Below are 23369 nucleotides of genomic sequence, written 5' to 3' on the forward strand. Positions count from 1 at the left end.
CGCCACAAAAACGCCCTCGCCACAAGTTACTTGGGGTAGCCGGCACGCTTCATTTCGCGCTCGGTGGTGGTCTGCGCCTGCTTGAGCGCATCGTCGACGGTCATCTGCCCGGTCAGCGCACCCGAGAAGAACTTGCCAACCTGGGTGCCAATGGCCTGGAATTCAGGAATGGTCACCAATTGGATGCCGATGTACGGCACAGGCTTGAGGGTCGGCTTGGTCGGATCGGCCACTTTCAGCGACTCCAGGGTCACCTTGGCAAATGGCGCGGCCTTCATGTATTGCTCGCTGTAGGTCGAGGTACGCGTGCCTGGCGGAACGTTGGCGATGCCGTCGGTCTTGGCCACCAGTGCACTGTATTCCTTGGAAGTGGCCCAGGCACTGAACACCTTGGCGGCGTCCTTGGCCTTGGAGCTGGTCGGGATTGCGAGGGACCAGGAATACATCCACGACGTGCCTTTGTCCGTGACCTGATGGGGCGCGAAGGTGAAACCGACATGATCGGAGACCTTGCTTTGGGTCTTGTCGGTGACAAACGAGCCGGCAACGCTGGCGTCGACCCAGATCGCACACTTGCCGCTGTTGAACAGCGCCAGGTTTTCATTGAAACCGTTGCTGGAGGCACCCGGCGGACCGGATTTTTTCATGTTATCGACATAGAAGTTCAGCGCGTCCTTCCACTCGGGGCCGTTAAATTCCGGCTGCCATTTCTCATCGAACCAGCGTGCACCGTAGCCATTGGCCAGGGTGGTGATCAGCGCCATGTTCTCGCCCCAACCGGCCTTGCCCCGCAGGCACAGGCCGTATTGTTCCTTGTCCTTATGGGTGAGCTTTTCGGCAAACTCGCCGATCTGCGTCCAGGTGGGATGCTCAGGCATGGTCAGCCCAGCGTCCTTGAACAGGTCGGTGCGGTAATAGGTGATGGAGCTTTCGGCGTAGAACGGCAGGGCGTACAGCGAACCCTTGACGGAAAGACCGTCGCGCACTGAAGGGAAAACGTCGTCCAGGTCGTAGGTCGCCGGCAGATCCTTCATAGGTTCCAGCCAGCCCTTGGCTCCCCAGAGTGCGGCTTCGTACATGCCGATGGTCAACACATCAAACTGTCCGCCCTGGGTGGCGATGTCCGTGGTCAGGCGTTGGCGCAGGACGTTTTCTTCGAGCACCACCCAATTGAGCTTGATGTCCGGATGTTCGGCTTCGAAAGTTTTCGAGAGCTTTTGCATGCGGATCATATCGCTGTTGTTGACGGTGGCAATGGTCAGGGGTTGCGCGCCAAGACTGACGGCGCTGAGGGTCATGCAAGTAGAGGCAAGCAGTGCTTTAGCTGTGAACTTCATCGCGCACTCCATTTCCGCACCCAAGGGCAACGGAAGGACAGTTTTTGTTGTTGTGTCTTCCAAGGCTGCTGGAAGAGTGTGCGTTGATTACAGCCTTCTAATGGCGTGCTGACAAATCCTTGGGAACACAGGGACTGATACTTTTTTGCACTGAGCCCGAAATCAGCTGAAACGATTTCCCCGATTATCCGTAGCGTTGTCGAGCCCCTCAACGCTTGACCGTCTGCGTCTCAGGCCAGGTTCTGCTCGGTCAACCGCTGCACCGCCAAGTGCCGATAATGGGATGGCGTCATACCCTTGAGCTGCTGGAAGCGCCGATTGAAGTTGGAAATATTGTTGAAGCCAGATTCAAAGCACACATCCGTCACTGCCTTGTCGCCATCGGCCAGCAGTTCACAGGATTTGCTGATGCGCAGCCGATTGACGAACTCGATAAAAGTGCGCCCAGTGGCCTGTTTGAATACCCGGGAAAAATAGGTGGGCTTCATTCCCAGGTAGTCGGCCACTTCTTCCAGAGGCAGCTCCCGCGCGTAGTGGGCAAAAATGTAGTCCACCGCGCGGTTGGTGCGGTCGATGCTGTGTTCATCGGCCAATTGCGGCGTGGTCACGCCGGAGAGCAGCTGATAATCCTCGCAGGCGCTGAGCACCTCCAGCAGGATAAAGAAATGCCCGAGGCGCGCTATGCCTCGGGCGTCTTCGATGCGCTGCATCAGCGTCATGGCCTGGGCGATGGTGTGCTTGCAGCGGAACTCGATGCCGTACTGCGCCCTGTCCAGCAGCGGGGCAAGGGCCTTGAGTTCGGTGAAGATATGGCTGGCGCCGTCAAACAGCTCATCGGTAAAGTTCACCAGCATGTCGCGCTTGGGCACCACTTCGTCTTCCGCCACCTGGCTGATCCAGTTGTGGGGCAGGTTGGGGCCAGTGAGGAACAGGCTTTGCGGATAGAAGTTGCCGATGTAATCGCCGATGAACACCTTGCCGGAGCTGGCGACGATCAAGTGCAGTTCGTATTCCTTGTGGAAATGCCAGCGCACCAGCGGACACGGGAAACCGTGCTGGCGATAGATGATGGACAGGCCGTTGTGGTCGTCCATTAACTCGTAGGAAGGATCGGTGATTCTCGCTGCTCGGGTCATGCTGCAGTCGCTTTTATTGTGGTTGCCCACAGGATAATGCCCCCATGGGCGCAACCTCGCCAGCGCCTGTGTTTAAAGTGTGCGGTTTTTTGCCTCGATCCACTGTGCCATGTACTGGGTACTTTTATGCAGGTGGTGGCGCAGCATACTGCCGGTGAAGTTGATGCGCCGGTGCTGGGCCAACTCGCCACGGCACTGATCCAGCCGCTCGACCAGCGCCGGGCCGTGTACGTCTTGCGAGTAACGGCGGGCAAGCAACTGCCGGCCGTCTTCCTGAGCCAGGGTCCAGCGGTCGCGGTCCTGATACAGGGCAACCGCTGCGGCGGCCAAGGCGCTGGCGCTTTCTTCAATAACGCCGGGCCAGGCTTGCTCATCGTTCATGCCTTCAGCACCCATAGGAGTGGTGATATTCGGCGTGCCACAGAGCATCGCATCCGCCAGTTTGCCCTTGATTCCTGCGCCAAAGCGCAGCGGCGCCAGGCAGATACGCGTGGCCGACATCACCGCCAGCGCATCCTCGGCCCAGTTCATCACATGAAAGCCCTGGGCCGGATTGTGCAGCGCGGTGGCCTTGGGCGGGGTGTAGGCACCGTATATATGCAACTGGACGCCGGGCAGTTGCTGGCGGATCAACGGCCACAGGCTGTTCTTCATCCAGAGCACCGCATCCCAGTTGGGCGCGTGGCGGAAGTTGCCGATGCTGAGAAAGTGCGCGCGGTCTTCAAAAGGCGTGAAGGCTTCAGTCGGCGGCTCCAGCATCAACGGGCACCAGTGGAGCAGGGCGGCCGGCACCTTGAACTGCTCGGTGAGCAGGCGGATTTCAACGTCGGAGATCATCAGGCTGATATCGCAGCGGTAAATTGCTGCGATCTCGCGCTTGGCCAGGTCGGTGTCGGCCATCAACTGGAATTCTTCCTCCAGCGCGGGGGCGAACAGTGCGCCGAAATCGTCGCCGTCCGGATCGGCCTTGAGGTGGTCCTTAAGGCGCTGATGACGGGCGTCCCGCAGGCTTTGCAAGTCTGAGGTTTCCAGCACCCGCAGCGCATCCGGGCAATGCTTTTCGACGCGCCAGCCAAACTGTTCCTCCATCATGAAACGATCGAACAGCACGACATCCGGGGCTAGTTCACAAATAAAATCGTCGAAACTGCTGTTATTGAGCTCGATGGCGCATTCGCCAATACCCAGCGCCAGCAAGTCGGCCTTGTGTTCGCCAATCGTTGCCGGGCTGCTGAAGGTAATGTCCCAGCCTTGATCAAGGAAACTGTGCAGAATCTGCATCATGTGCCCGCCTGCGGCCGACGAGCGAGGTTCCGGCCAGACATAACCAATGACCAGGACTTTGGTGGCGGGCTGATTCATTGACGGCGGTTTCCTTGAAGGGCGGGCGAAAAGCGCGCAATTAAACCACAACCGCGTGGCGTGACAATTTGTGTCTTGCGGTAGGTAGCCACGGCACTTTGTGGTTAACTTCGGCCTCTCGAATTCGTTTAACCAAAACCCAGCATAAGGATTCTGTTCATGGCTCAAGTCACCCTTCGTGGTAACCCTGTCCAGGTTGAAGGCGAATTGCCGCAAACCGGCTCCAAAGCTCCAGCCTTTACTCTGACCGCTGGCGATCTGTCGGAAGCAACCCTGGCCACTTTCGCCGGCAAGCGCAAAGTGCTGAACATCTTCCCAAGCGTTGATACCCCCACCTGCGCCACTTCGGTTCGCAAGTTCAACGCCCAGGCCAACGAACTGAACAACGCAGTAGTACTGTGTATCTCCACCGACCTGCCCTTCGCCCAGGCGCGCTTCTGCGGCTCCGAAGGCCTGGAAAACGTGAAGAACCTGTCGGACTTCCGCGACGCTGCCTTCGCCGTTGACTACGGTGTGGCAATCGCCGAAGGCCCACTCAAAGGCCTGACCGCTCGCGCCGTCGTGGTGCTGGATGAAAACGACAACGTGCTGCACAGCGAACTGGTATCTGAAATTGGCCAAGAGCCTAACTATGAAGCAGCCCTGGCTGTTTTGAAGTAACTGTTACGGCAAATGACTGTCGCTTTGCAGTAACACGCTTGATGCATGATTGCGGCCTGGCCTAGTCCAGGCCGTTTTTATTTGCGGTTCAGCGGCTTAGCCCTGATACCGGATGTTGTAAGTCAAAACGTAGATGTTTGTAGGCTCGAAGGTAAATAGCCGGTAAAGGCGCTTTTCTTAAAGCCCGACAGTGCTTATCTTTCAGCCTCCCCAAGAAGAAGCTCTCGCGCCCAATGGTTGATCACTCCATGCAATCCTCCCCCCGCAACTCCCGCCGCTGGCTGTTCGGCTTGTTCGTCCTGTTGGTTATCGCCGGCCTGTGCTGGAAATTCTGGCCAACGGGGGCTGCCCAAAATGAAGCACCGGCTGGTCGCACCAGCAAAACCGGGATGATGCGCCCCGGCTTCGGCGGTTCCACCGCCCCGATACCAGTCCGCGTGGCGCCGGTGGTGCAGGGGGAATTCCCTGTGTACTACAAAGCCTTGGGCACGGTAACGGCGTTGAACACCATTAATGTGCGTAGCCGGGTCGGGGGAGAGTTGGTCAAGATTGCCTTTGAAGAAGGGCAAATGGTCAAGGCAGGCGACCTGTTGGCGGAAATAGACCCGCGCAGTTACCAGAATGCCTTGCTCCAGGCCCAGGGCACGCTCTTGCAGAATCAGGCCCAGTTGAAAAACGCCCAGGTCGATCTTGAGCGTTATCGCGGTCTCTATGAGCAGGACAGCATCGCCAAGCAAACCCTGGACACCGCAGCCGCGCTGGTTATGCAGTATCAGGGAACGGTCAAGACCAACCAGGGCGCGGTCGACGACGCGAAACTCAACCTCGAATTCACCAAGATCCGCGCTCCCATCGCCGGGCGCGTAGGCCTGCGTCAACTGGACGTCGGCAACCTGGTCGCCGCCAATGACACTACCGCCCTGGCCGTGATCACCCAGACCCAACCCATCAACGTCGCCTTCACCTTGCCGGAAAACTCCCTGCAAACCGTGCTCGCCCGTTATCGCACCGGCAACAAGCTGCCAGTGCAAGCCTGGGACCGTGGCGACGTGAAGCTGCAAGCCACCGGCGTGTTGCAGAGCCTGGACAACCAGATCGACGTCACCACCGGCACCCTGAAATTCAAGGCGCGCTTCGATAACCAGGACCAGGTGCTGTTCCCCAACCAGTTCGTCAACGTGCGACTGCTGGCTGACACCCTCAAGAATGTGGTGTTGGCGCCGTCGGCGGCGATCCAGTTCGGCAACAATGGCACCTTCGTCTATGCCCTCGATGGCGACAAGAAGGCCAAGATCCGCCCACTGGTGATCGGCGACACCGACGGCGAAAATACTGTGATCAAGGAAGGCCTGGCCGCCGGCGACCGCGTGGTCCTGGAAGGCACCGACCGCTTGAAGGACGGCAGCGACATCGAAGTGGTCAACGACAGCGCCGATGTCCCGACCAGCCCTACCGAACACTTGCAGGGCAAGCCGGCGGCGAAAGGCGAAGGCAGCCCGGCTAATGCCGGCAAGGCGCAAAAGGCCGGCGCATGAACCTCTCACGGCTGTTCATCCTCAGGCCCGTCGCCACCACCCTGAGCATGCTGGCCATCGTCCTGGCAGGCCTGATTGCCTACCACCTGCTGCCGGTGTCGGCCTTGCCGCAGGTGGATTACCCGACCATTCGCGTCATGACCCTGTACCCCGGCGCCAGCCCGGACGTGATGACCAGCGCGGTCACCGCTCCCCTGGAGCGTCAGTTCGGGCAAATGCCCGGGCTGACCCAGATGGCGTCCACCAGCTCCGGCGGCGCCTCGGTGCTGACCCTGCGCTTCAACCTCGACGTCAACATGGACGTCGCCGAGCAACAGGTCCAGGCCGCGATCAACGCTGCCACAAACCTGCTGCCCAAGGACTTGCCGGCGCCCCCGGTGTACAACAAGGTCAACCCCGCAGACACGCCAGTGCTAACCCTGGCCATCACCTCAAAAACCATGCTGCTGCCCAAGCTCAATGACTTGGTCGACACCCGCATGGCGCAGAAAATCGCCCAGATCAGCGGCGTCGGCATGGTCAGCATCGCTGGCGGCCAGCGCCAGGCGGTCCGCATCAAGGTCAACCCAGAGGCTCTTGCCGCCAATGGCTTAAACCTGTCGGACGTGCGCACCTTGATTACCGCCTCCAACGTCAACCAGCCCAAGGGCAACTTCGACGGCCCGACCCGCGTCTCGATGCTCGACGCCAACGACCAGTTGGTCTCGCCCGAGCAATACGCTGAACTGATCCTTGCCTACAGCAATGGCGCGCCGTTGCGCCTCAAGGACGTCGCGCAAATCGTCGACGGCGCCGAAAACGAACGCCTCGCTGCCTGGGCCAATGAAAACCAGGCCGTGCTGCTGAACATCCAGCGCCAACCGGGTGCCAACGTTATCGAGGTGGTGGACCGGATCAAGGCGCTGCTGCCCAGCATCACCGACAACCTGCCGGCCGGCCTGGAGGTAACGGTGCTCACCGACCGCACCCAAACCATCCGTGCTTCTGTTACCGACGTACAACACGAATTGCTGATCGCCATCGCCCTGGTGGTAATGGTGACGTTCCTGTTCCTGCGCCGATTCAGCGCCACCATTATTCCGTCGATTGCGGTACCGCTGTCCCTGGTGGGCACCTTTGGCGTGATGTACCTGGCCGGTTTCTCCATCAATAACCTGACGCTGATGGCCCTGACCATCGCCACTGGCTTTGTGGTGGACGACGCCATCGTCATGCTGGAGAACATTTCCCGCTATATCGAGGAAGGCGAAACACCCATGGCCGCGGCGCTCAAGGGTGCCAAGCAGATTGGCTTCACCCTGATTTCCCTGACGCTGTCGCTGATCGCCGTACTGATTCCGTTGCTGTTCATGGCTGATGTAGTGGGGCGCCTGTTCCGCGAATTTGCCATCACCCTGGCGGTGGCAATCCTGATCTCCCTGGTGGTGTCTCTGACTCTGACGCCGATGATGTGCGCGCGCCTGCTCAAACGCGAACCAAAGGAAGAGGAACAGAGCCGCTTCTACAAGGCCAGCGGCGCCTGGATCGACTGGCTGGTCGCCGCCTACGGGCGCAAGTTGCAGTGGGTGCTCAAGCACCAGCCGCTGACCCTGCTGGTGGCTATCGCTACCCTGGGCCTGACGGTGGTGCTGTACCTGGTGGTGCCAAAGGGCTTTTTCCCGGTGCAGGACACTGGGGTGATCCAGGGCATTTCCGAAGCGCCGCAATCTATCTCCTTTGCCGCCATGAGCCAGCGCCAGCAGGAACTGGCGAAAATCATCCTGGAAGATCCGTCAGTCGAAAGCCTGTCGTCTTACATCGGGGTCGACGGTGATAACGCGACCCTCAACAGCGGCCGCCTGCTGATCAACCTCAAGCCTCACCGCGAAAGAGACCTGAGTGCCACGCAGATCATCACTCGCCTGCAACCGCAACTGGACAAACTGGTAGGCATTCGCCTGTTTATGCAGCCGGTGCAGGACCTGACCATCGAAGACCGTGTCAGTCGCACCCAGTACCAGTTCAGCATGTCCTCGCCGGATGCCGACTTGTTGGCGCTGTGGAGCGGCAAGCTGGTGCACGCACTGAGCGAGTTGCCGGAACTCACCGATGTCGCCAGCGACCTGCAGGACAAGGGCTTGCAGGTGTATTTGGTGATTGACCGTGATGCAGCCTCGCGCCTGGGCGTATCGGTGGCGACCATCACCGATGCGCTGTACGACGCCTTCGGCCAGCGACAGATTTCTACCATCTACACCCAGGCCAGCCAGTACCGCGTGGTATTGCAAGCCCAGTCCGGGGAAAGCCTGGGGCCGGACGCTCTGAACCAGATCCATGTGAAGACCACCGACGGCGGCCAGGTACGGTTGTCGAGCCTGGCCCATGTCGAACAGCGCCAGGCACAACTGGCGATTACCCATATCGGTCAGTTCCCGGCGGTGATGATGTCGTTCAACCTCGCGCCCGGCGTGGCGTTGGGCAAGGGTGTGGAACTGATCAACCAGATGCAGAAGGACATCAGCATGCCGGTGGGCGTGCAAACCCAGTTCCAGGGCGCCGCCCAGGCGTTCGAGGCTTCGCTGTCGAGCACCTTGCTGCTGATCCTGGCGGCGGTGGTGACCATGTACATCGTGCTGGGGGTGCTCTACGAGAGCTATATCCACCCGATCACCATTCTCTCGACCTTACCATCGGCGGCGGTGGGGGCCTTGTTGGCCTTGCTGCTCAGTGGCAACGACCTGGGGATGATCGCCATCATCGGCATCATTCTGCTGATCGGTATCGTCAAGAAGAACGCGATCATGATGATCGACTTCGCCCTCGACGCCGAGCGCAACCAGGGGCTTGACCCGCAAACGGCGATTTATCAGGCGGCGCTGCTGAGGTTCCGGCCGATCCTGATGACCACCCTGGCGGCCTTGTTCGGTGCGGTGCCGTTGATGTTGGCCACGGGTTCCGGCGCCGAATTGCGCCAGCCGCTGGGCCTGGTGATGGTCGGCGGGTTGCTGTTGAGCCAGGTGTTGACGCTGTTCACGACGCCGGTGATCTACCTGTACTTTGACCGCCTTGGCCGCCGCTGGCGCAAACAGCCCGAGCGCCTGGAGCCGGTTGAGCCATGAACCTGTCCGGACCTTTCATTCGTCGGCCGGTAGCCACCATGCTGCTGAGCCTGGCGATCATGCTGCTGGGCGGCGTCAGCTTCAACCTGCTGGCGGTGGCGCCATTGCCGCAGATCGACTTCCCGGTGATTGTCGTGCAAGCCAGCTTGCCCGGCGCCAGCCCCGAGGTGATGGCGTCTACAGTGGCAACGCCATTGGAACGCTCCTTCGGCGCAATTGCCGGCATCACTACCATGAGCAGTTCGTCGAGCCAGGGGTCGACCCGGGTGATCCTCGCCTTCGACAGCGACCGCGACATCAATGGCGCGGCGCGGGAAGTACAGGCGGCGATCAACGCCTCCCGCAACTTGCTGCCCAGCGGCATGCGCAGCATGCCCACCTATAAAAAGATCAACCCGTCCCAGGCGCCCATCATGGTGCTGTCGCTGACCTCGGACGTGTTGCCCAAGGGCCAGCTCTACGACCTGGCCTCGACCATTCTGTCCCAAAGCCTGTCCCAGGTGCCGGGGGTCGGTGAAGTACAAATTGGCGGCAGCTCCCTGCCGGCGGTGCGCATTGAACTGGAACCCAAGGCCCTCGACCAGTACGGCGTGGCCCTGGACGATGTACGCAACACCATCGCCAATGCCAACGTGCGCCGCCCCAAGGGTTCGGTGGAGGATGGCCAGCGCAACTGGCAGATCCAGGCTAATGACCAGCTGGAAAAAGCCAAGGACTACGAGCCCCTGGTGATTCGCTACCAGGACGGCGCGGCACTGCGCCTGAGCGACGTAGCCAAGATCAGCGACGGTGTCGAAGACCGCTACAACAGCGGTTTTTTCAACAACGATTCGGCGGTGCTGCTAGTGATCAATCGCCAGTCCGGCGCTAACATCATCGAGACCGTGGCGCAGATCAAGGCGCAGTTGCCGGCGCTGCAGGCGGTGTTGCCGTCCAGTGTCAAGCTGAACCTGGCCATGGATCGCTCGCCGGTGATCAAAGCCACCTTGCACGAAGCCGAGATGACCCTGCTGATCGCCGTGGCCCTGGTGATCCTGGTGGTGTACCTGTTTCTTGGTAACTTCCGTGCGTCGTTGATCCCGACATTGGCGGTGCCGGTGTCCCTGGTGGGCACCTTTGCGGTGATGTATCTGTTTGGGTTTTCCCTGAACAACCTGTCGCTGATGGCATTGATCCTGGCCACTGGCCTGGTGGTGGACGACGCCATCGTGGTGCTGGAGAACATTTCCCGGCACATCGACGACGGTATCCCACCCATGAAGGCCGCGTACCTGGGGGCCAAGGAAGTCGGCTTTACCTTGCTGTCGATGAATGTGTCGCTGGTGGCGGTGTTCCTGTCGATCCTGTTCATGGGCGGAATCGTCACCAGTTTGTTCCGGGAGTTCTCCATCACATTGGCGGCAGCAATCATTGTCTCGCTGGTGGTCTCCCTGACCTTGACCCCGATGCTCTGCGCCCGCTGGCTCAAGCCCCATGTCAAAGACCAGGAGAGCGGCTTGCAGCGCTGGAGCCGCAAGGTCAACGACCTCATGGTCGCCGGTTATGCCAGTAGCCTGGACTGGGTACTCAAGCACCGGCGCCTGACCCTGCTCAGCCTGTTCGTGACCATTGGCGTCAACGTCGCACTGTACGTGGTGGTGCCGAAAACCTTTATGCCGCAACAGGACACCGGGCAGTTGATCGGTTTTGTCCGCGGGGATGACGGGCTGTCCTTCAGCGTCATGCAGCCGAAGATGGAAATCTTCCGCAAGGCCGTATTGCAAGACCCAGCGGTGGAAAGTGTGGCGGGTTTTATCGGCGGCAACAGTGGCACCAACAATGCCGTGATGCTGGTGCGGCTCAAGCCCATCAGCGAGCGCAAGATTTCCGCGCAGCAGGTCATCGAGCGCATGCGCAAAACCGTGCCACCGGTGCCGGGCGGGCGATTGATGCTGATGGCCGACCAGGACCTACAGTTTGGCGGGGGCCGCGACCAGACCTCCTCGCAATACTCCTACATCCTGCAAAGTGGCGACCTGGCAGCCTTGCGCCTGTGGTACCCGAAAGTGGTCGCCGCCTTGCGTGAATTGCCAGAGTTGACCGCCATCGACGCCCGCGAAGGCCGTGGCGCGCAACAAGTCACGCTGATCGTCGACCGCGACCAGGCCAAGCGCCTGGGGGTGGACATGGACATGGTCACCTCAGTGCTGAACAACGCCTACAGCCAGCGGCAGATTTCCACCATCTATGACAGCCTCAACCAGTACCAGGTGGTCATGGAGGTCAATCCGAAATATGCCCAGGACCCGATCACTCTGAAGCAGGTGCAGGTGATTACCGCAGATGGCGCACGGATTCCCTTGTCGACCATCGCTCACTATGAAAACAGCCTGGCGGACGATCGTGTCAGTCACGAGGGCCAGTTCGCCTCGGAAGACATCGCTTTCGACATGTCCCCGGGAGTCACGGTGGCGCAGGGCACAGCCGCCATCGAGCGGGCAATTGCCAAGGTCGGTCTGCCGGAAGACGTCATCGCCAAGATGGCGGGTACCGCCGACGCCTTCGCTGCCACCCAAAAAAGCCAGCCGTGGATGATCCTCGGCGCCCTGGTGGCGGTTTATCTGGTTCTCGGGATTCTGTATGAAAGTTACATCCACCCGTTGACCATCCTCTCGACCTTGCCCTCGGCCGGTGTCGGTGCCTTGCTGTCGATTTACGTGTTGGGCGGTGAGTTCAGCCTGATCTCCCTGCTCGGGCTGTTCCTGTTGATTGGTGTGGTGAAGAAAAACGCCATCCTGATGATCGACCTGGCGCTGCAACTGGAGCGCAAGGACGGCATGGAACCGCTGGAGTCGATTCGCAGCGCCTGCCTGCTGCGTCTGCGGCCAATCCTGATGACCACCCTGGCGGCGATCCTCGGCGCGTTGCCGTTGCTGCTGAGCACCGCCGAAGGCGCGGAAATGCGCCAGCCCCTGGGCCTGACGATTATCGGCGGCCTGGTGTTCAGCCAGATCCTGACCCTTTACACCACCCCGGTGGTTTACCTTTATCTCGACCGCCTTCGCCGCCGTTTCAACGGCTGGCGCGGGGTGCGTACCGATGCTGCCCTGGACACTGCGCTATGACTGATTCCACATTTGCAAAGGGCGCCATGACTCGCGGCTCCAGCCTGCTGGCTCTGGCGCTCTGCGCCTTGATGCTCAGCGCCTGCGCCATCGGCCCCGACTACAAGCGCCCGCAGCTGAGCGAGCCGGTCCAGTACAAAGAGGCCAAGGGTTGGCGCCAGGCCTCGCCAAGCGACTCTTTGGCTCGTGGTGCCTGGTGGGAGTTGTACGGTGACAAACAGCTCAACGATCTGGTGGATAAGCTCAACAACGCCAACCAGACCGTCGCCCAGGCCGAGGCCCGCTACCGTCAGGCCCAGGCATTGGTGCGCAGCTCAAGGGGCGCGTTTTTTCCCACCGTGGACTTGAGCGCCGGGAAAACCCGTGCCAGCCAGGGTACCGGCAGCAGCAGCGCCAGCCTGAGCAGCTCCAGCAGCGGAATCCGCGATACCTTCAATACCCAGTTGGGCGTCAGCTGGGAAGCCGATATCTGGGGCAAGTTGCGCCGTGGCCTGGAAGCCAACGAAGCCAGCGCCGAAGGCAGCTCGGCGGACTTGGCGGCCATGCGCCTGAGCCAGCAATCGGAACTGGTGCAGAATTATCTGCAACTGCGGGTCATGGATGAGCAGACCCGCTTGTTGCAAGCCACGGTCGAAACCTACCAACGCTCGCTGCAAATGACTGAAAACCAGTACCGCGCCGGCGTGTCCGGCAGGGACGCCGTGGCCCAGGCGCAGACGCAGCTCAAAAGCACTCAAGCCAGCATGATCGACCTGATCTGGCAGCGCGCCCAGCTGGAAAACGCGATTGCCGTGCTGATCGGTATTGCACCCACCAACTTTGAGCTGGCAGTGAGCAAGGACATTCCCGCCCTGCCGCAGATTCCGGTCAACCTGCCATCGCAACTGCTGGAGCGCCGCCCGGACATCGCCTCGGCGGAGCGCGCAGTGATTGCCGCCAACGCCAATATCGGCGTGGCAAAGACCGCCTACTACCCAGACCTGACCCTAAACCTTGCAGGCGGCTATTCCAGCAGCACCTACGCCGACTGGATCAGCCTGCCGAATCGCTTCTGGTCGGTGGGGCCGAAACTGGCCATGACCCTGTTCGACGGCGGCCAACGCTCGGCGGAAGTCGACCGCGCCGAAGCGTCCTACGACGAAACCGTGGCCAAGTACCGCCAGACCGTACTCGACGGCTTCCGTGAGGTGGAAAACTACATGGTCCAGCTCAAGGTCCTGGAAGATGAGGCAGGGGTGAGCAACGAAGCGCTGGAAGCCGCTCGCGAATCCTTGCGCCTGACCCAGAACCAGTACAAGGCCGGGCTGATTGCCTACCTCGATGTGGTCACCGTCCAGGCCACCGCCTTGAGCAACGAGCGCACCGTGCTGACCTTGCTGCAAACCCGCCTGGTGGCCAGCGTACAGTTGATCGCGGCATTGGGCGGCGGTTGGGATGGGCAGATGCAGGTGAGCGACAAAGAGTAAACAAACACCCTGGTGGGGACTACCTGCAGCAGTTGTCGAGCCCAGCGAGGCTGCATCCGGTCGCACCGCCGCCACCAAGCCAGGCACTGGCACCAGTCGCCCCCGACGCAGCCTCGCTAAAGCTCGACAGCTGCCACGGAAATAGCACCAAATCGTCACTAGTGGCCTTCTGATAATATTCCCCCTGCGCGGGAATTAATCTAGCTACAATCGCCGACTTTTCCATCCAGCACGGATGCCATTCGGCCCGTCGGCCACGAGACGTCCCATGCTCACCGGTAGTTACTCCCCCACGCTGGTCCTGATTTCCCTGTTTGTGGCGATCCTCGCTTCCTATACCGCTCTGGATCTGACCGGGCGTATCGCCACGGCCAAAGGTCGCACTGTGTACTTGTGGATGGCGGGCGGCGCCCTGGCCATGGGCATTGGCGTCTGGTCGATGCACTTTATCGGCATGCTCGCGTTTCACTTGCCCATTAGCCTTGGCTACGACATAGGCATCACAGCGCTATCGCTGTTGATCGCGGTTCTCTCCAGCGGCTTTGCCCTCTGGTTGGTGAGCCAGCCACGTTTGCCGGCCTGGCAACTGGCGTTTGGCGCGTTGATCATGGGCGCGGGCATCAGCGCCATGCACTACACCGGCATGGCGGCCATGCGCATGACGCCTGGCATCGACTATGACCCAACGCTGTTTGGCGCCTCTCTGTTGATTGCCGTCGGCGCCTCGGCTGCGGCCTTGTGGATCGCCTTCAACCTGCGGCGCAATACCCCTTATGTGCGCCTGGCACGAGGTGGCGCGGCGCTGGTCATGGGCGTGGCAATTGTCGGCATGCACTACACCGGCATGGCTGCTGCGCGGTTTGCCGACGGCAGTTTTTGCGGTGCCGCTCTGGATGGTTTGACTGGCAAGGGCCTGGATAGCCTGGTGCTGATCACCACCCTGGCGGTGTTGGCCATTGCGCTGTTGACCTCATTGCTGGACGCCCGCCTTGAAGCCCGCACCGCCGTGCTGGCCGACTCCCTGACCCAGGCCAATCAGGAGCTGACCCACCTGGCCCTGCACGACACCCTGACGGGGCTGCCCAATCGCACCCTGCTCGCCGATCGCATCCAGCAGGCCACGCAACTGGTAGCCGAGCAGGGCGGCTGTTTCGCCCTGATGTTTATCGATCTCGATGGCTTCAAGCCCGTAAACGATGCCTTCGGCCATCACATGGGCGACCAGTTGCTGCGCGAAGTCGGCCTGCGCTTGCGCGAAGACTTGCGCAGCCAGGACACGTTGGCGCGAATCGGCGGCGACGAGTTCGTGCTGTTGGTGCAATTGAACCAGCCCGACGATGCGCTGCGCCTGGCGGAACGTCAGGTAGGCCTGATCAATCAAGCCTTCCGTGTGGCGGAGCATGAGCTGAAAATTTCTGCCAGTGTCGGCATCGCGCTGTTCCCCGGCAACGGCGCCACGCCCCAGGAATTGCTGATGAACGCTGACGCGGCGATGTATCACGCCAAAAGCATGGGCAAAAACGGCTACAGCTTTTTCGACGTATCGATGAACACCAACGCCCGCAAGCAGCTGCAGTTGTTGCAGGACTTGCGCAACGCCGTGGATCAGCAGCAATTGCGGCTGTTCTACCAACCCAAGTTTGACGCCCTCAGCGGTCGGCCGGTGGGTGCCGAAGCACTATTGCGCTGGGAACACCCGCAACACGGCTTGTTACTGCCGGACAAGTTCATTGAACTGGCAGAAAAGACCGGGCTGATCATCCCCATCGGCGAATGGGTGCTCAATGAAGCCTGCAGGCAGATGCAGGTGTGGTTTGCCCAAGGATATCGCGACTGGCGCATTGCGGTGAACCTCTCGGCCTTGCAGTTTTGCCATGCCGGGCTGGTCACCAGTGTCGCCAACGCCCTGAAGCGTCACCAATTGCCGGCCAACAGCCTGACCCTGGAAATCACCGAAACCACCGCCATGAGCGATGCCGATGCGAGCATGACGGTATTGCAGAAACTCTCGGAAATGGGCGTTGACCTGTCCATCGATGACTTTGGCACCGGCTACTCCAGCCTGATGTACCTCAAGCGTTTGCCGGCCAACGAGTTGAAGATCGACCGGGGCTTTGTGCGCGACCTGGAGCACGACAGCGACGACGCCGCGATTGTCTCGGCCATTGTTGCGCTGGGTCAGGCCCTGGGCCTGCGGATTGTCGCTGAAGGGGTGGAAACCGATATGCAGCAAAATTTCCTGACGCGACTGGGCTGTGATTCATTGCAGGGCTATCTGCTGGGGCATCCGTTGCCGGCGGACGGTTTCATGAGCGCCATTGTGGCGAAGGAACTCGCTGGCGTGCCTCAAGTAGCGACACCCTGAGATCATTGACCTCAGTCCATGCAAAACCCGACTAGCGCAGGTATTCTTGAATCCAACCGTTATACGTTGATTCAGGAGACCGTACACATGGACAAAGTCGTCATCATCACCGGTGGCAGTCGTGGGATCGGGGCCGCCACGGCCTTGTTGGCGGCGCGCCAGGGTTACCGAATCTGTATCAACTTCCAGTCCGATGAAGAGGCAGCGCTGCGTGTCCTGGAGCAGGTCCGCGCCCTGGGCGCCCAAGCGATTGCGGTGCGTGCCGATGTCAGCATCGAGGACGAAGTGATCAGCCTGTTCAACCGGGTCGATGCCGAGCTGGGCCGAGTCACTGCGCTGGTCAATAACGCAGGCACCGTGGGGCACAAGTCGCGGGTCGATGAGATGTCCGAGTTCCGCATCCTGAAAATTCTCAAGACCAACGTGCTGGGCCCGATCCTCTGTGCCAAGCACGCAGTGCTGCGCATGTCGCCCAAGCATGGCGGGCAGGGCGGCAGTATCGTCAACGTCTCATCGGTGGCCGCTCGTCTCGGCTCGCCCGGTGAATATGTTGACTACGCGGCGTCCAAAGGCGCAATGGACTCCTTCACCATCGGTCTTTCGAAAGAAGTGGCGGGTGAAGGCATCCGGGTCAACGCAGTGCGCCCTGGCTACATCTACACCGATTTCCACGCCCTGAGTGGCGACCCGGATCGGGTCAGCAAGCTGGAGTCGGGTATCCCGATGGCCCGTGGCGGACGTCCGGATGAGGTGGCGGAAGCGATTGTCTGGCTGCTGTCGGACAAGGCGTCCTACGCTACCGGGACCTTTGTTGACCTCGGTGGTGGCCGCTGAAAAACTGCCTGCTCCTGCGGGAGCGGGTCGCTATCAACCCGTTGGTCCCTGGGGCTATTCAAGTCAGGTATTTATTGCCCGCCTCAATCGCTCAAAAAGACCGCACGATCCGTCCCAATGTCTCCATGGCCTTTTCCGAGGCCTCATCCCAGGGACTGCCATAGTTCAAGCGAATGCAGTTCCTGAACCGCTGGGTCGGCGAAAATATCGGCCCCGGCGCAATGCTGATGCCTTGGGCCAACGCCATCTGGAACAACTTCAACGAGTCCGTTTGCTCGGGCAATTCCAACCACAGGAAATACCCACCCGCTGGCTGGCTCACGCGGGTTTGTGCCGGAAAATAGCGGGCGATGGCGGCAAGCATGGCGCTTTGCTGTTCTTCCAGGGCATAACGCAACTTGCGCAGGTGCCGGTCGTAGCCACCATGTTGCAGGTAGTCGGCAATCGCCGCCTGGGCTGGCATTGACGCGCACAACGAGGTCATCAATTTCAGCCGTTCGATCTTCTGCGCATAACGCCCGGCAGCCACCCAACCGATGCGATAACCAGGAGCCAGGCTTTTGGCGAAGGAGCCGCAGTGCATCACCAAACCTTCGGTATCGAACGCCTTGGCCGGTTTAGGTGCCTGTTGGCCGTAGTACAACTCGGCGTAGACATCGTCCTCGATCAGTGGCACCTGATGGCTGCGCAACAACTCCACCAGTTCCTGTTTCTTGGCTTCGGGCATGGTGGCGCCCATGGGGTTCTGGAAGCTGGTCATGCACCAGCAAGCCTTGATCGGGTAACGTTCAAGACTTTGGGCCAGCACTTTGAGGTCAATGCCATCGCGCGGGTGTACGGGAATTTCCACGGCCTTGAGTTTCAGCCGCTCCAGCACCTGCAGGCTGGCATAAAACGCCGGGGCTTCGATGGCCACCAGGTCGCCGGGCTCGGTCACGGCTTGCAGACACAGGTTCAGCGCTTCCAGGGCACCGTTGGTGATCAGCAACTCCTCCATGGGCAGCATCAAGCCGCCGACCATGTAGCGCAGGGCAATTTGCCGGCGCAATTGTGGGTTGCCCGGTGACATGTCCGTGACCACCATGCGCGGGTCCATCTCCCGACTGGCACTGGCCAGGGAACGGGCCAGGCGCTGTAGCGGAAACAGCGTCGGACTGGGAAAGGCCGAGCCGAAGGGCACAGTCTGCGGGTCCTTGATGGAGTCGAGCACCGAAAACACCAGCTCGCTGACGTCGACTTCGGTGGATTCGTGTACATGTGCACTGACCACCGGCTCGGAAAACGGGCTTGGCGCATGGGTGTTGACGAAGTACCCGGAACGCGGCCGGGCGCGGATCAGGCCACGACGTTCCAGCAGGTAGTAGGCCTGGAACACCGTGGATGGGCTGACGCCGTAGGTCCGGCTGGCATAACGCACCGACGGCACCCGCTGGCCAGGCCCCAGGACGCCGGAGCGGATCAGTTCTGCGATGTCGTCGGCGAATTTTTCGTAGCGTTTCATCGGAGCCTAATAGGGTAAGTAAGTTAAGAGCAAACTCTGCTCCTGTGGCGAGTCCGCTCACAACAACATCATCAACGGTTAAGCGGCGACACAAACCGGCTGTCGGCGACACTATAAACGCCCGGCTCATCAATATCCGTGACCTTGAAGCTGATGGTCTGGGAGCTGCTGGCAGGCTTGTCGCTGGTCATCGCCACCGACACCGGCACATCGGTTATTTCCCCCGGTGCCAAACTGATCTCGGTCTTGCCCTGAAGCTGGAAGCCATCACCGTCCACTAACTCAAGACGATAATCCTGACGCTGCTGGGTCTTGTTGATGACCTTGAGGCTGTAGATGTTCTCGATCAAGCCTTGGCTGTTTTCGCGAAACATCCCTCGGTCCTTGGTCACGTCCAGCGACACCATCGGCCGCTGCACCAGCGCCATCACCAAGGCTGCGATCATCACCAGCAGCACCGCACTGTAGCCGATCAACCGTGGCCTGAGCAGGTGGGTCTTGCCGCCTTGCAACTGATGCTCGCAGGTGTAGCTCACCAGGCCACGGGCATAGCCCATTTTGTCCATGATTGAATCACAGGCGTCGATGCAAGCCGCACAGCCGATGCACTCCATTTGCAAACCGTCGCGAATGTCGATGCCGGTGGGGCAGACCTGTACGCACAGGTGGCAGTCGATGCAGTCACCGAGGCCGACATCCGCAGGTTTCACTTCGCGTTTACGTGGGCCACGGCTCTCGCCACGGGCCACATCGTAGGAAATGGTCAGGGTGTCCTTGTCGAACATCACGCTCTGGAACCGTGCATACGGGCACATGTGCATGCACACCGCTTCGCGCAACCAGCCTGCGTTGATGTAAGTCGCGCCTGTGAAAAACAACACCCAGAACAGGCTGACACCGCCCATCTGCCAGGTCAGCAGCTCCTCGGCCAGGGGCCGGATAGGCGTGAAGTAGCCCACAAAGGTCAAGCCGGTGAGCACGCTGATGGCCAGCCACATCGTGTGTTTGACTGAACGCCGCAGCAGCTTGCTCAGGCCCCAGGGGGAGGCCTGCAGCTTGATGCGCTGGTTTCGCTCGCCCTCAGTGACCTTTTCGCACCACATGAACAGCCAGGTAAACGAGCTTTGCGGGCAGGTATAACCACACCATACCCGGCCGGCAAATACCGTGATCGCAAACAGGCCGAAGGCTGCGATGATCAACAACGCCGACAACAGGATGAAATCCTGGGGCCAGAAGGTTGCGCCGAAAATGTGAAATTTGCTTTCTGCAAGGTCCCACAACACCGCCTGCCGTCCGCCCCAGTTCAGCCACACGGTGCCGAAAAACGCCAGGAACAGAAAACCCGCGCCACTCAAGCGCAAGGTGCGGAACAAACCGGTAAAACTGCGGGTGTGAATCAGGTTGTCACTGGATTTGGCCTTCATCTTCTTTGGATGTGCAGGCTCAAAGGTTTCAACTAATCGGACGGGGATTCTATCGCTCATGGTCTTTCGCTCATCAGCCTCCATCAGGCGGATGAACTATGCCGGGCGATCTGTTTGCATAACAGACTCAGGTATAGCGATAAAAAGCGGATCAGATGGATTGCCGACCCGCTCCTGCGTCAATCTGCTGCACCCCCGTGCGGCCTGGGGCAGCGCCTGTATCGGCAGCCGTAAAGCGGTGCTGATACAGATCAATCAAATCACCGAATCACCCTCGGTCACCTTCAAGTGCTTACGACCATCCTTGGCGCCTGCTACGGTCAAGGCGTCGGCTTCTGCTTCAGTGATGTAGACACGTTGGCCGTCGACTTCAACGGCGGACATGGATTTTTCGCTGTCGGTGATCACCGTGACAGCCGTGGCGGCGAGGCTTCGTTCTTCGCCGTCCTCGTCGACCTTGAAGTAACAGGTCTGGTTTTCGATACGTACTGGCATGATGCTCTCCTTCTCGTCAGGTACTGATCATTAGGGTTCGACAACAGGTAAATGGTTTCCGGCAACTGACTGGCGGTCGCTGCTGTCCATCCTTTATCGACCTATAAACAAGGACCGCTCCATGGACGCCTGGTGGCAAGAAGTCTGGCAAACCCTGCAAGCGGAATTCGCTGACATAGGCGATGCCCGGCAACTGACACAAATCACCGTGCGCCTGCTGATCGCCGCGATCCTGGGGGGCATTCTGGGCTTTGAGCGAGAACAAAAAGGCAAGGCTGCCGGCGTGCGCACCCACATGCTGGTGGCCATGGGCGCTGCGTTGTTCGTGTTGGTGCCACAAATGTCCGGCTCCCAGGCCGATGCCATGAGCCGCGTGGTGCAGGGCGTAATCGCCGGGATCGGCTTTCTGGGTGCCGGTACCATCCTCAAGGGCAAGGAAGATCAGGAAGGCCAACACGTCAAGGGGCTGACTACCGCAGCCGGGCTGTGGATGACCGCCGCCATTGGGGTGGCGGCGGGGATGGGCAGGGAGTCGACGGCGGTGTTGAGCACCCTGTTGGCGCTGCTGGTGTTCAGCGTAATGCCCAGGATTGTACGGCTGCTGGAGAAGGAGTAATCATCCTTCAGGCAATCACTGGCGGCATCGTCGTGGGTGGGTCTTCCTTCGCCGGGGGCGTTGTGCCGGGTGGTTCCTGCTCCGGGATCGGCTCAGGTTCGGTGGGTGGCAAGGTTGGTTGATCAATGTTGGGATCAGGTGTTTCAGCCGGGATAGGGATATTCATCGGTGTGGCCTCCTTTGTGCTTTGCTGTATCGGTGGACAATCGGCCTGGCCAATTGATTCCCGTCCAATAGCGGCACATCCATCTGAACTTTTCACCGGCTAGCGGGCTCGGACTTTATACGGCCCGGCTCAGGAAGAGCTTTGTCGTACCGCACTTGGGATCTGGCACAGGAGCGTCCACGGGGCGTAAGGAGTGATGCTCGATGACTGCTGAACTATCGAAACAAAACGTACTCACGAAAAATGATGAAACGTCCATGTTTCCACTGTCCCAGGCACTGTTGTTGCCCAGGATTGCCATAGAAAGCACCACACCGATGATCGACGGCGGCGAGTTCGCGGTCAAGGCCATCGTGGGGCAGCGGATCAAGGTAGCCAGCAAGGTCTTCGCCGACGGCCATGACAAGCTGGCGGTGCTGATTCGCTGGCGGCCGCTGAGTGACGAGCGCTGGCACAGCGTGGTTATGACCGATGTCGGCAATAACGGTTGGGAAGGGAACTTTACGGTCACCGCTCAAGGCCCGCATCAATATTGCATTGAGGCCTGGATCGATCAGTTCGCCAGCTTCTGCTACGAACTGGGCAAAAAACATGCAGCCCGCGTTCCCGTCAGCCTGCAATTGCAGGAAGGCCGCAGCCAGGTGTTGCAGGCCGCCGAACGCAGCGAAGGCGAGTTACGCGAGCACTTGATGCTGTTGCACCACGAGCTGTCGGGCTTGCTGGAAACCGAGCAAGTCGCGCGCTTCCTGCACGAAGACAGTGCGCACCTGATGGCTCAGGCCGATCACCGCGCCTACTTGAGCATCAGCCCGGTCTATCCGCTGGATGTGGAGCGCGAGGCCGCGCAGTTTGCCAGCTGGTACGAGCTGTTTCCCCGCTCGATCACCGATGATCCAGCGCGCCACGGCACTTTTAACGACGTGCATTCGCGGCTGCCGATGATCCATGACATGGGTTTTGACGTGCTGTATTTCCCGCCGATCCATCCTATCGGCCGCAGCTATCGCAAGGGCAAGAACAACGCCCTGACCGCAGGCCCCGATGATCCGGGCAGCCCGTATGCCATTGGCAGCGAGGAGGGCGGCCACGAGGCAATCCACTCGCAACTGGGCACCCGCGAAGATTTCCGCCGCCTGGTGGCCGCCGCCGCAGACCATGGCCTGGAAATCGCCCTGGACTTCGCTATCCAGTGTTCCCAAGACCACCCGTGGCTCAAACAACACCCCGGCTGGTTCAACTGGCGGCCCGACGGCACCATCAAATATGCCGAGAACCCGCCGAAGAAATACCAGGACATCGTCAACGTCGACTTCTATGCCGCCGACGCCATCCCCAGCCTGTGGATCGAGTTGCGGGACGTTGTGCTGGGCTGGGTCGAGGAGGGCGTCAATACTTTCCGCGTCGACAACCCCCACACCAAGCCGCTGCCGTTCTGGCAATGGGTGATTGCGGACGTGCGAGAAAAACACCCACAGGTCATCTTCCTCGCCGAAGCCTTCACCACCCCGGCCATGATGGCGCGGCTGGGCAAGGTCGGTTACTCCCAGAGCTACACCTATTTCACCTGGCGCAACACCAAGGCCGAGCTGAGTGAATACCTGAGCGAACTCAACGAGTCGCCGTGGCGCGAATGCTTCCGACCCAACTTTTTCGTCAATACGCCAGATATTAACCCCGGCTTCCTCCATGAGTCTGGCCGCGCCGGCTTTCTCATCCGCGCGGCCCTGGCGACCATGGGCTCAGGCCTGTGGGGCATGTATTCGGGTTTTGAATTGTGCGAAGCCGCAGCGGTGCCCGGCAAGGAAGAGTACCTGGACTCGGAGAAGTACGAGATCCGCCCCAGGGATTTCACCGCGCCGGGCAACATCATTGCCGAGATCGCCCAGCTCAACCGCATCCGTCGGCAGAACCCGGCGTTGCGAACTCACTTGGGCTTGAAGCTCTACAACGCCTGGAACGACAACATCTTGTACTTCGGCAAACGCTGCGAGGACGCCGGCAATTTCATCCTCATCGCGGTGAGTCTCGACCCGCTCAATGCCCAGGAAGCCAATTTCGAATTGCCGCTGTGGGAGATGGGCCTACCGGACGACGCCCAGACCCAGGGCGAAGACTTGATGAACGGCCACCGCTGGACTTGGCACGGCAAGCACCAGTGGATGCGACTAGAGCCGTGGCATCAGCCGTTTGGTATTTGGCGGATCACTGTTTAAAGGGCTTTTTGTGGACAGTTAAAACATCGCCACTTTTTAGTTTTTTATGAATTC

The 23369-nt window shown here is 60.2% G+C and carries 16 protein-coding genes; 9 read left to right on the forward strand and 7 right to left on the reverse strand.

Annotated elements, in window-relative coordinates:
* Positions 1-26: 26 nt before the first annotated feature.
* The 3 genes from FQ182_RS15270 to FQ182_RS15280 all read right to left on the reverse strand — a co-directional run bounded on the left by FQ182_RS15270 (position 27) and on the right by FQ182_RS15280 (position 3835).
* Positions 27-1337, reverse strand: a complete 1311-nt coding sequence (locus tag FQ182_RS15270) for a sugar ABC transporter substrate-binding protein (RefSeq protein WP_149413338.1) — start codon at positions 1335-1337, stop codon at positions 27-29.
* Between the two features lie 230 nt (positions 1338-1567).
* A complete protein-coding gene (locus FQ182_RS15275; protein WP_149413337.1) occupies positions 1568-2473 on the reverse strand; it encodes an AraC family transcriptional regulator in 906 nt (301 codons plus the stop codon).
* Between the two features lie 72 nt (positions 2474-2545).
* Positions 2546-3835 carry a glycosyltransferase gene (locus FQ182_RS15280; RefSeq protein WP_149413336.1) on the reverse strand — a complete coding sequence of 430 codons (1290 nt, stop codon included), beginning with the start codon at positions 3833-3835 and terminating at the stop codon, positions 2546-2548.
* 159 nt (positions 3836-3994) lie between these two features.
* Here FQ182_RS15280 and tpx point away from each other — a divergent pair, with 159 nt between their 5' ends.
* From tpx to FQ182_RS15315, 7 genes are all read left to right on the forward strand, one after another.
* On the forward strand, positions 3995-4495 hold the full coding sequence (gene tpx / locus FQ182_RS15285) for a thiol peroxidase (RefSeq protein ID WP_149413335.1): 501 nt from the start codon (positions 3995-3997) through the stop codon (positions 4493-4495).
* 233 nt (positions 4496-4728) lie between these two features.
* Positions 4729-6030, forward strand: a complete 1302-nt coding sequence (locus tag FQ182_RS15290) for an MdtA/MuxA family multidrug efflux RND transporter periplasmic adaptor subunit (RefSeq protein WP_149413334.1) — start codon at positions 4729-4731, stop codon at positions 6028-6030.
* The gene (locus FQ182_RS15295; RefSeq protein ID WP_149413333.1) at positions 6027-9128 is read left to right on the forward strand and encodes an MdtB/MuxB family multidrug efflux RND transporter permease subunit; all 3102 of its coding nucleotides are present in this window, start codon (positions 6027-6029) and stop codon (positions 9126-9128) included. Before FQ182_RS15290 ends, FQ182_RS15295 begins: the two co-directional genes overlap by 4 nt.
* On the forward strand, positions 9125-12232 hold the full coding sequence (locus FQ182_RS15300) for an efflux RND transporter permease subunit (protein ID WP_149413332.1): 3108 nt from the start codon (positions 9125-9127) through the stop codon (positions 12230-12232). The genes FQ182_RS15295 and FQ182_RS15300 overlap by 4 nt, the downstream gene beginning before the upstream one ends.
* Entirely contained in the window at positions 12229-13698 is a 1470-nt protein-coding gene (locus tag FQ182_RS15305; RefSeq protein ID WP_149413331.1) for an efflux transporter outer membrane subunit, read from the forward strand. The genes FQ182_RS15300 and FQ182_RS15305 overlap by 4 nt, the downstream gene beginning before the upstream one ends.
* Positions 13699-13966: 268 nt before the next feature.
* A complete protein-coding gene (locus tag FQ182_RS15310; protein ID WP_149413330.1) occupies positions 13967-16063 on the forward strand; it encodes a bifunctional diguanylate cyclase/phosphodiesterase in 2097 nt (698 codons plus the stop codon).
* 87 nt (positions 16064-16150) lie between these two features.
* A complete protein-coding gene (locus FQ182_RS15315; RefSeq protein ID WP_149413329.1) occupies positions 16151-16897 on the forward strand; it encodes an SDR family oxidoreductase in 747 nt (248 codons plus the stop codon).
* A 91-nt stretch (positions 16898-16988) separates the two neighbouring features.
* On the opposite strand, the gene mapR is transcribed toward FQ182_RS15315, so the two are convergent.
* The 3 genes from mapR to FQ182_RS15330 all read right to left on the reverse strand — a co-directional run bounded on the left by mapR (position 16989) and on the right by FQ182_RS15330 (position 20320).
* Positions 16989-18398: a GntR family transcriptional regulator MpaR gene (gene mapR / locus FQ182_RS15320; RefSeq protein WP_149413328.1), complete on the reverse strand. Its 1410-nt coding sequence runs from the start codon at positions 18396-18398 to the stop codon at positions 16989-16991.
* A 71-nt stretch (positions 18399-18469) separates the two neighbouring features.
* The gene (gene ccoG, locus FQ182_RS15325; protein WP_149413327.1) at positions 18470-19885 is read right to left on the reverse strand and encodes a cytochrome c oxidase accessory protein CcoG; all 1416 of its coding nucleotides are present in this window, start codon (positions 19883-19885) and stop codon (positions 18470-18472) included.
* 195 nt (positions 19886-20080) lie between these two features.
* Positions 20081-20320 (reverse strand): DUF3203 family protein, encoded by a 240-nt coding sequence (locus tag FQ182_RS15330; RefSeq protein ID WP_149413326.1) that lies wholly within the window; start codon positions 20318-20320, stop codon positions 20081-20083.
* Between the two features lie 121 nt (positions 20321-20441).
* Here FQ182_RS15330 and FQ182_RS15335 point away from each other — a divergent pair, with 121 nt between their 5' ends.
* Positions 20442-20936: an MgtC/SapB family protein gene (locus FQ182_RS15335; RefSeq protein WP_149413325.1), complete on the forward strand. Its 495-nt coding sequence runs from the start codon at positions 20442-20444 to the stop codon at positions 20934-20936.
* Between the two features lie 7 nt (positions 20937-20943).
* On the opposite strand, the gene FQ182_RS29815 is transcribed toward FQ182_RS15335, so the two are convergent.
* Entirely contained in the window at positions 20944-21102 is a 159-nt protein-coding gene (locus FQ182_RS29815; protein WP_178114460.1) for a hypothetical protein, read from the reverse strand.
* A 203-nt stretch (positions 21103-21305) separates the two neighbouring features.
* Between FQ182_RS29815 and FQ182_RS15340 the strand changes: the two genes are divergently transcribed.
* The gene (locus FQ182_RS15340; RefSeq protein ID WP_149413324.1) at positions 21306-23315 is read left to right on the forward strand and encodes an alpha-1,4-glucan--maltose-1-phosphate maltosyltransferase; all 2010 of its coding nucleotides are present in this window, start codon (positions 21306-21308) and stop codon (positions 23313-23315) included.
* The last annotated feature ends 54 nt before the right edge of the window (positions 23316-23369 follow it).

Origin of the sequence: Pseudomonas sp. ANT_H4, assembly GCF_008369295.1 — a bacterium.
In the GTDB taxonomy this organism is placed as follows: domain Bacteria; phylum Pseudomonadota; class Gammaproteobacteria; order Pseudomonadales; family Pseudomonadaceae; genus Aquipseudomonas.

Coding starts and splice junctions, on each gene's coding strand:
- FQ182_RS15295 (WP_149413333.1), top strand. CDS start 6,027: ATGAACCTCTCACGGCTGTTCATCCTCAGGCCCGTCGCCACCACCCTG.
- FQ182_RS15275 (WP_149413337.1), bottom strand. CDS start 2,473: ATGACCCGAGCAGCGAGAATCACCGATCCTTCCTACGAGTTAATGGAC.
- FQ182_RS29815 (WP_178114460.1), bottom strand. CDS start 21,102: ATGAATATCCCTATCCCGGCTGAAACACCTGATCCCAACATTGATCAA.
- FQ182_RS15310 (WP_149413330.1), top strand. CDS start 13,967: ATGCTCACCGGTAGTTACTCCCCCACGCTGGTCCTGATTTCCCTGTTT.
- FQ182_RS15315 (WP_149413329.1), top strand. CDS start 16,151: ATGGACAAAGTCGTCATCATCACCGGTGGCAGTCGTGGGATCGGGGCC.
- FQ182_RS15305 (WP_149413331.1), top strand. CDS start 12,229: ATGACTGATTCCACATTTGCAAAGGGCGCCATGACTCGCGGCTCCAGC.
- FQ182_RS15300 (WP_149413332.1), top strand. CDS start 9,125: ATGAACCTGTCCGGACCTTTCATTCGTCGGCCGGTAGCCACCATGCTG.
- FQ182_RS15330 (WP_149413326.1), bottom strand. CDS start 20,320: ATGCCAGTACGTATCGAAAACCAGACCTGTTACTTCAAGGTCGACGAG.
- FQ182_RS15270 (WP_149413338.1), bottom strand. CDS start 1,337: ATGAAGTTCACAGCTAAAGCACTGCTTGCCTCTACTTGCATGACCCTC.
- FQ182_RS15335 (WP_149413325.1), top strand. CDS start 20,442: ATGGACGCCTGGTGGCAAGAAGTCTGGCAAACCCTGCAAGCGGAATTC.
- FQ182_RS15280 (WP_149413336.1), bottom strand. CDS start 3,835: ATGAATCAGCCCGCCACCAAAGTCCTGGTCATTGGTTATGTCTGGCCG.
- FQ182_RS15290 (WP_149413334.1), top strand. CDS start 4,729: ATGGTTGATCACTCCATGCAATCCTCCCCCCGCAACTCCCGCCGCTGG.
- FQ182_RS15340 (WP_149413324.1), top strand. CDS start 21,306: ATGACTGCTGAACTATCGAAACAAAACGTACTCACGAAAAATGATGAA.
- ccoG (WP_149413327.1), bottom strand. CDS start 19,885: ATGAGCGATAGAATCCCCGTCCGATTAGTTGAAACCTTTGAGCCTGCA.
- mapR (WP_149413328.1), bottom strand. CDS start 18,398: ATGAAACGCTACGAAAAATTCGCCGACGACATCGCAGAACTGATCCGC.
- tpx (WP_149413335.1), top strand. CDS start 3,995: ATGGCTCAAGTCACCCTTCGTGGTAACCCTGTCCAGGTTGAAGGCGAA.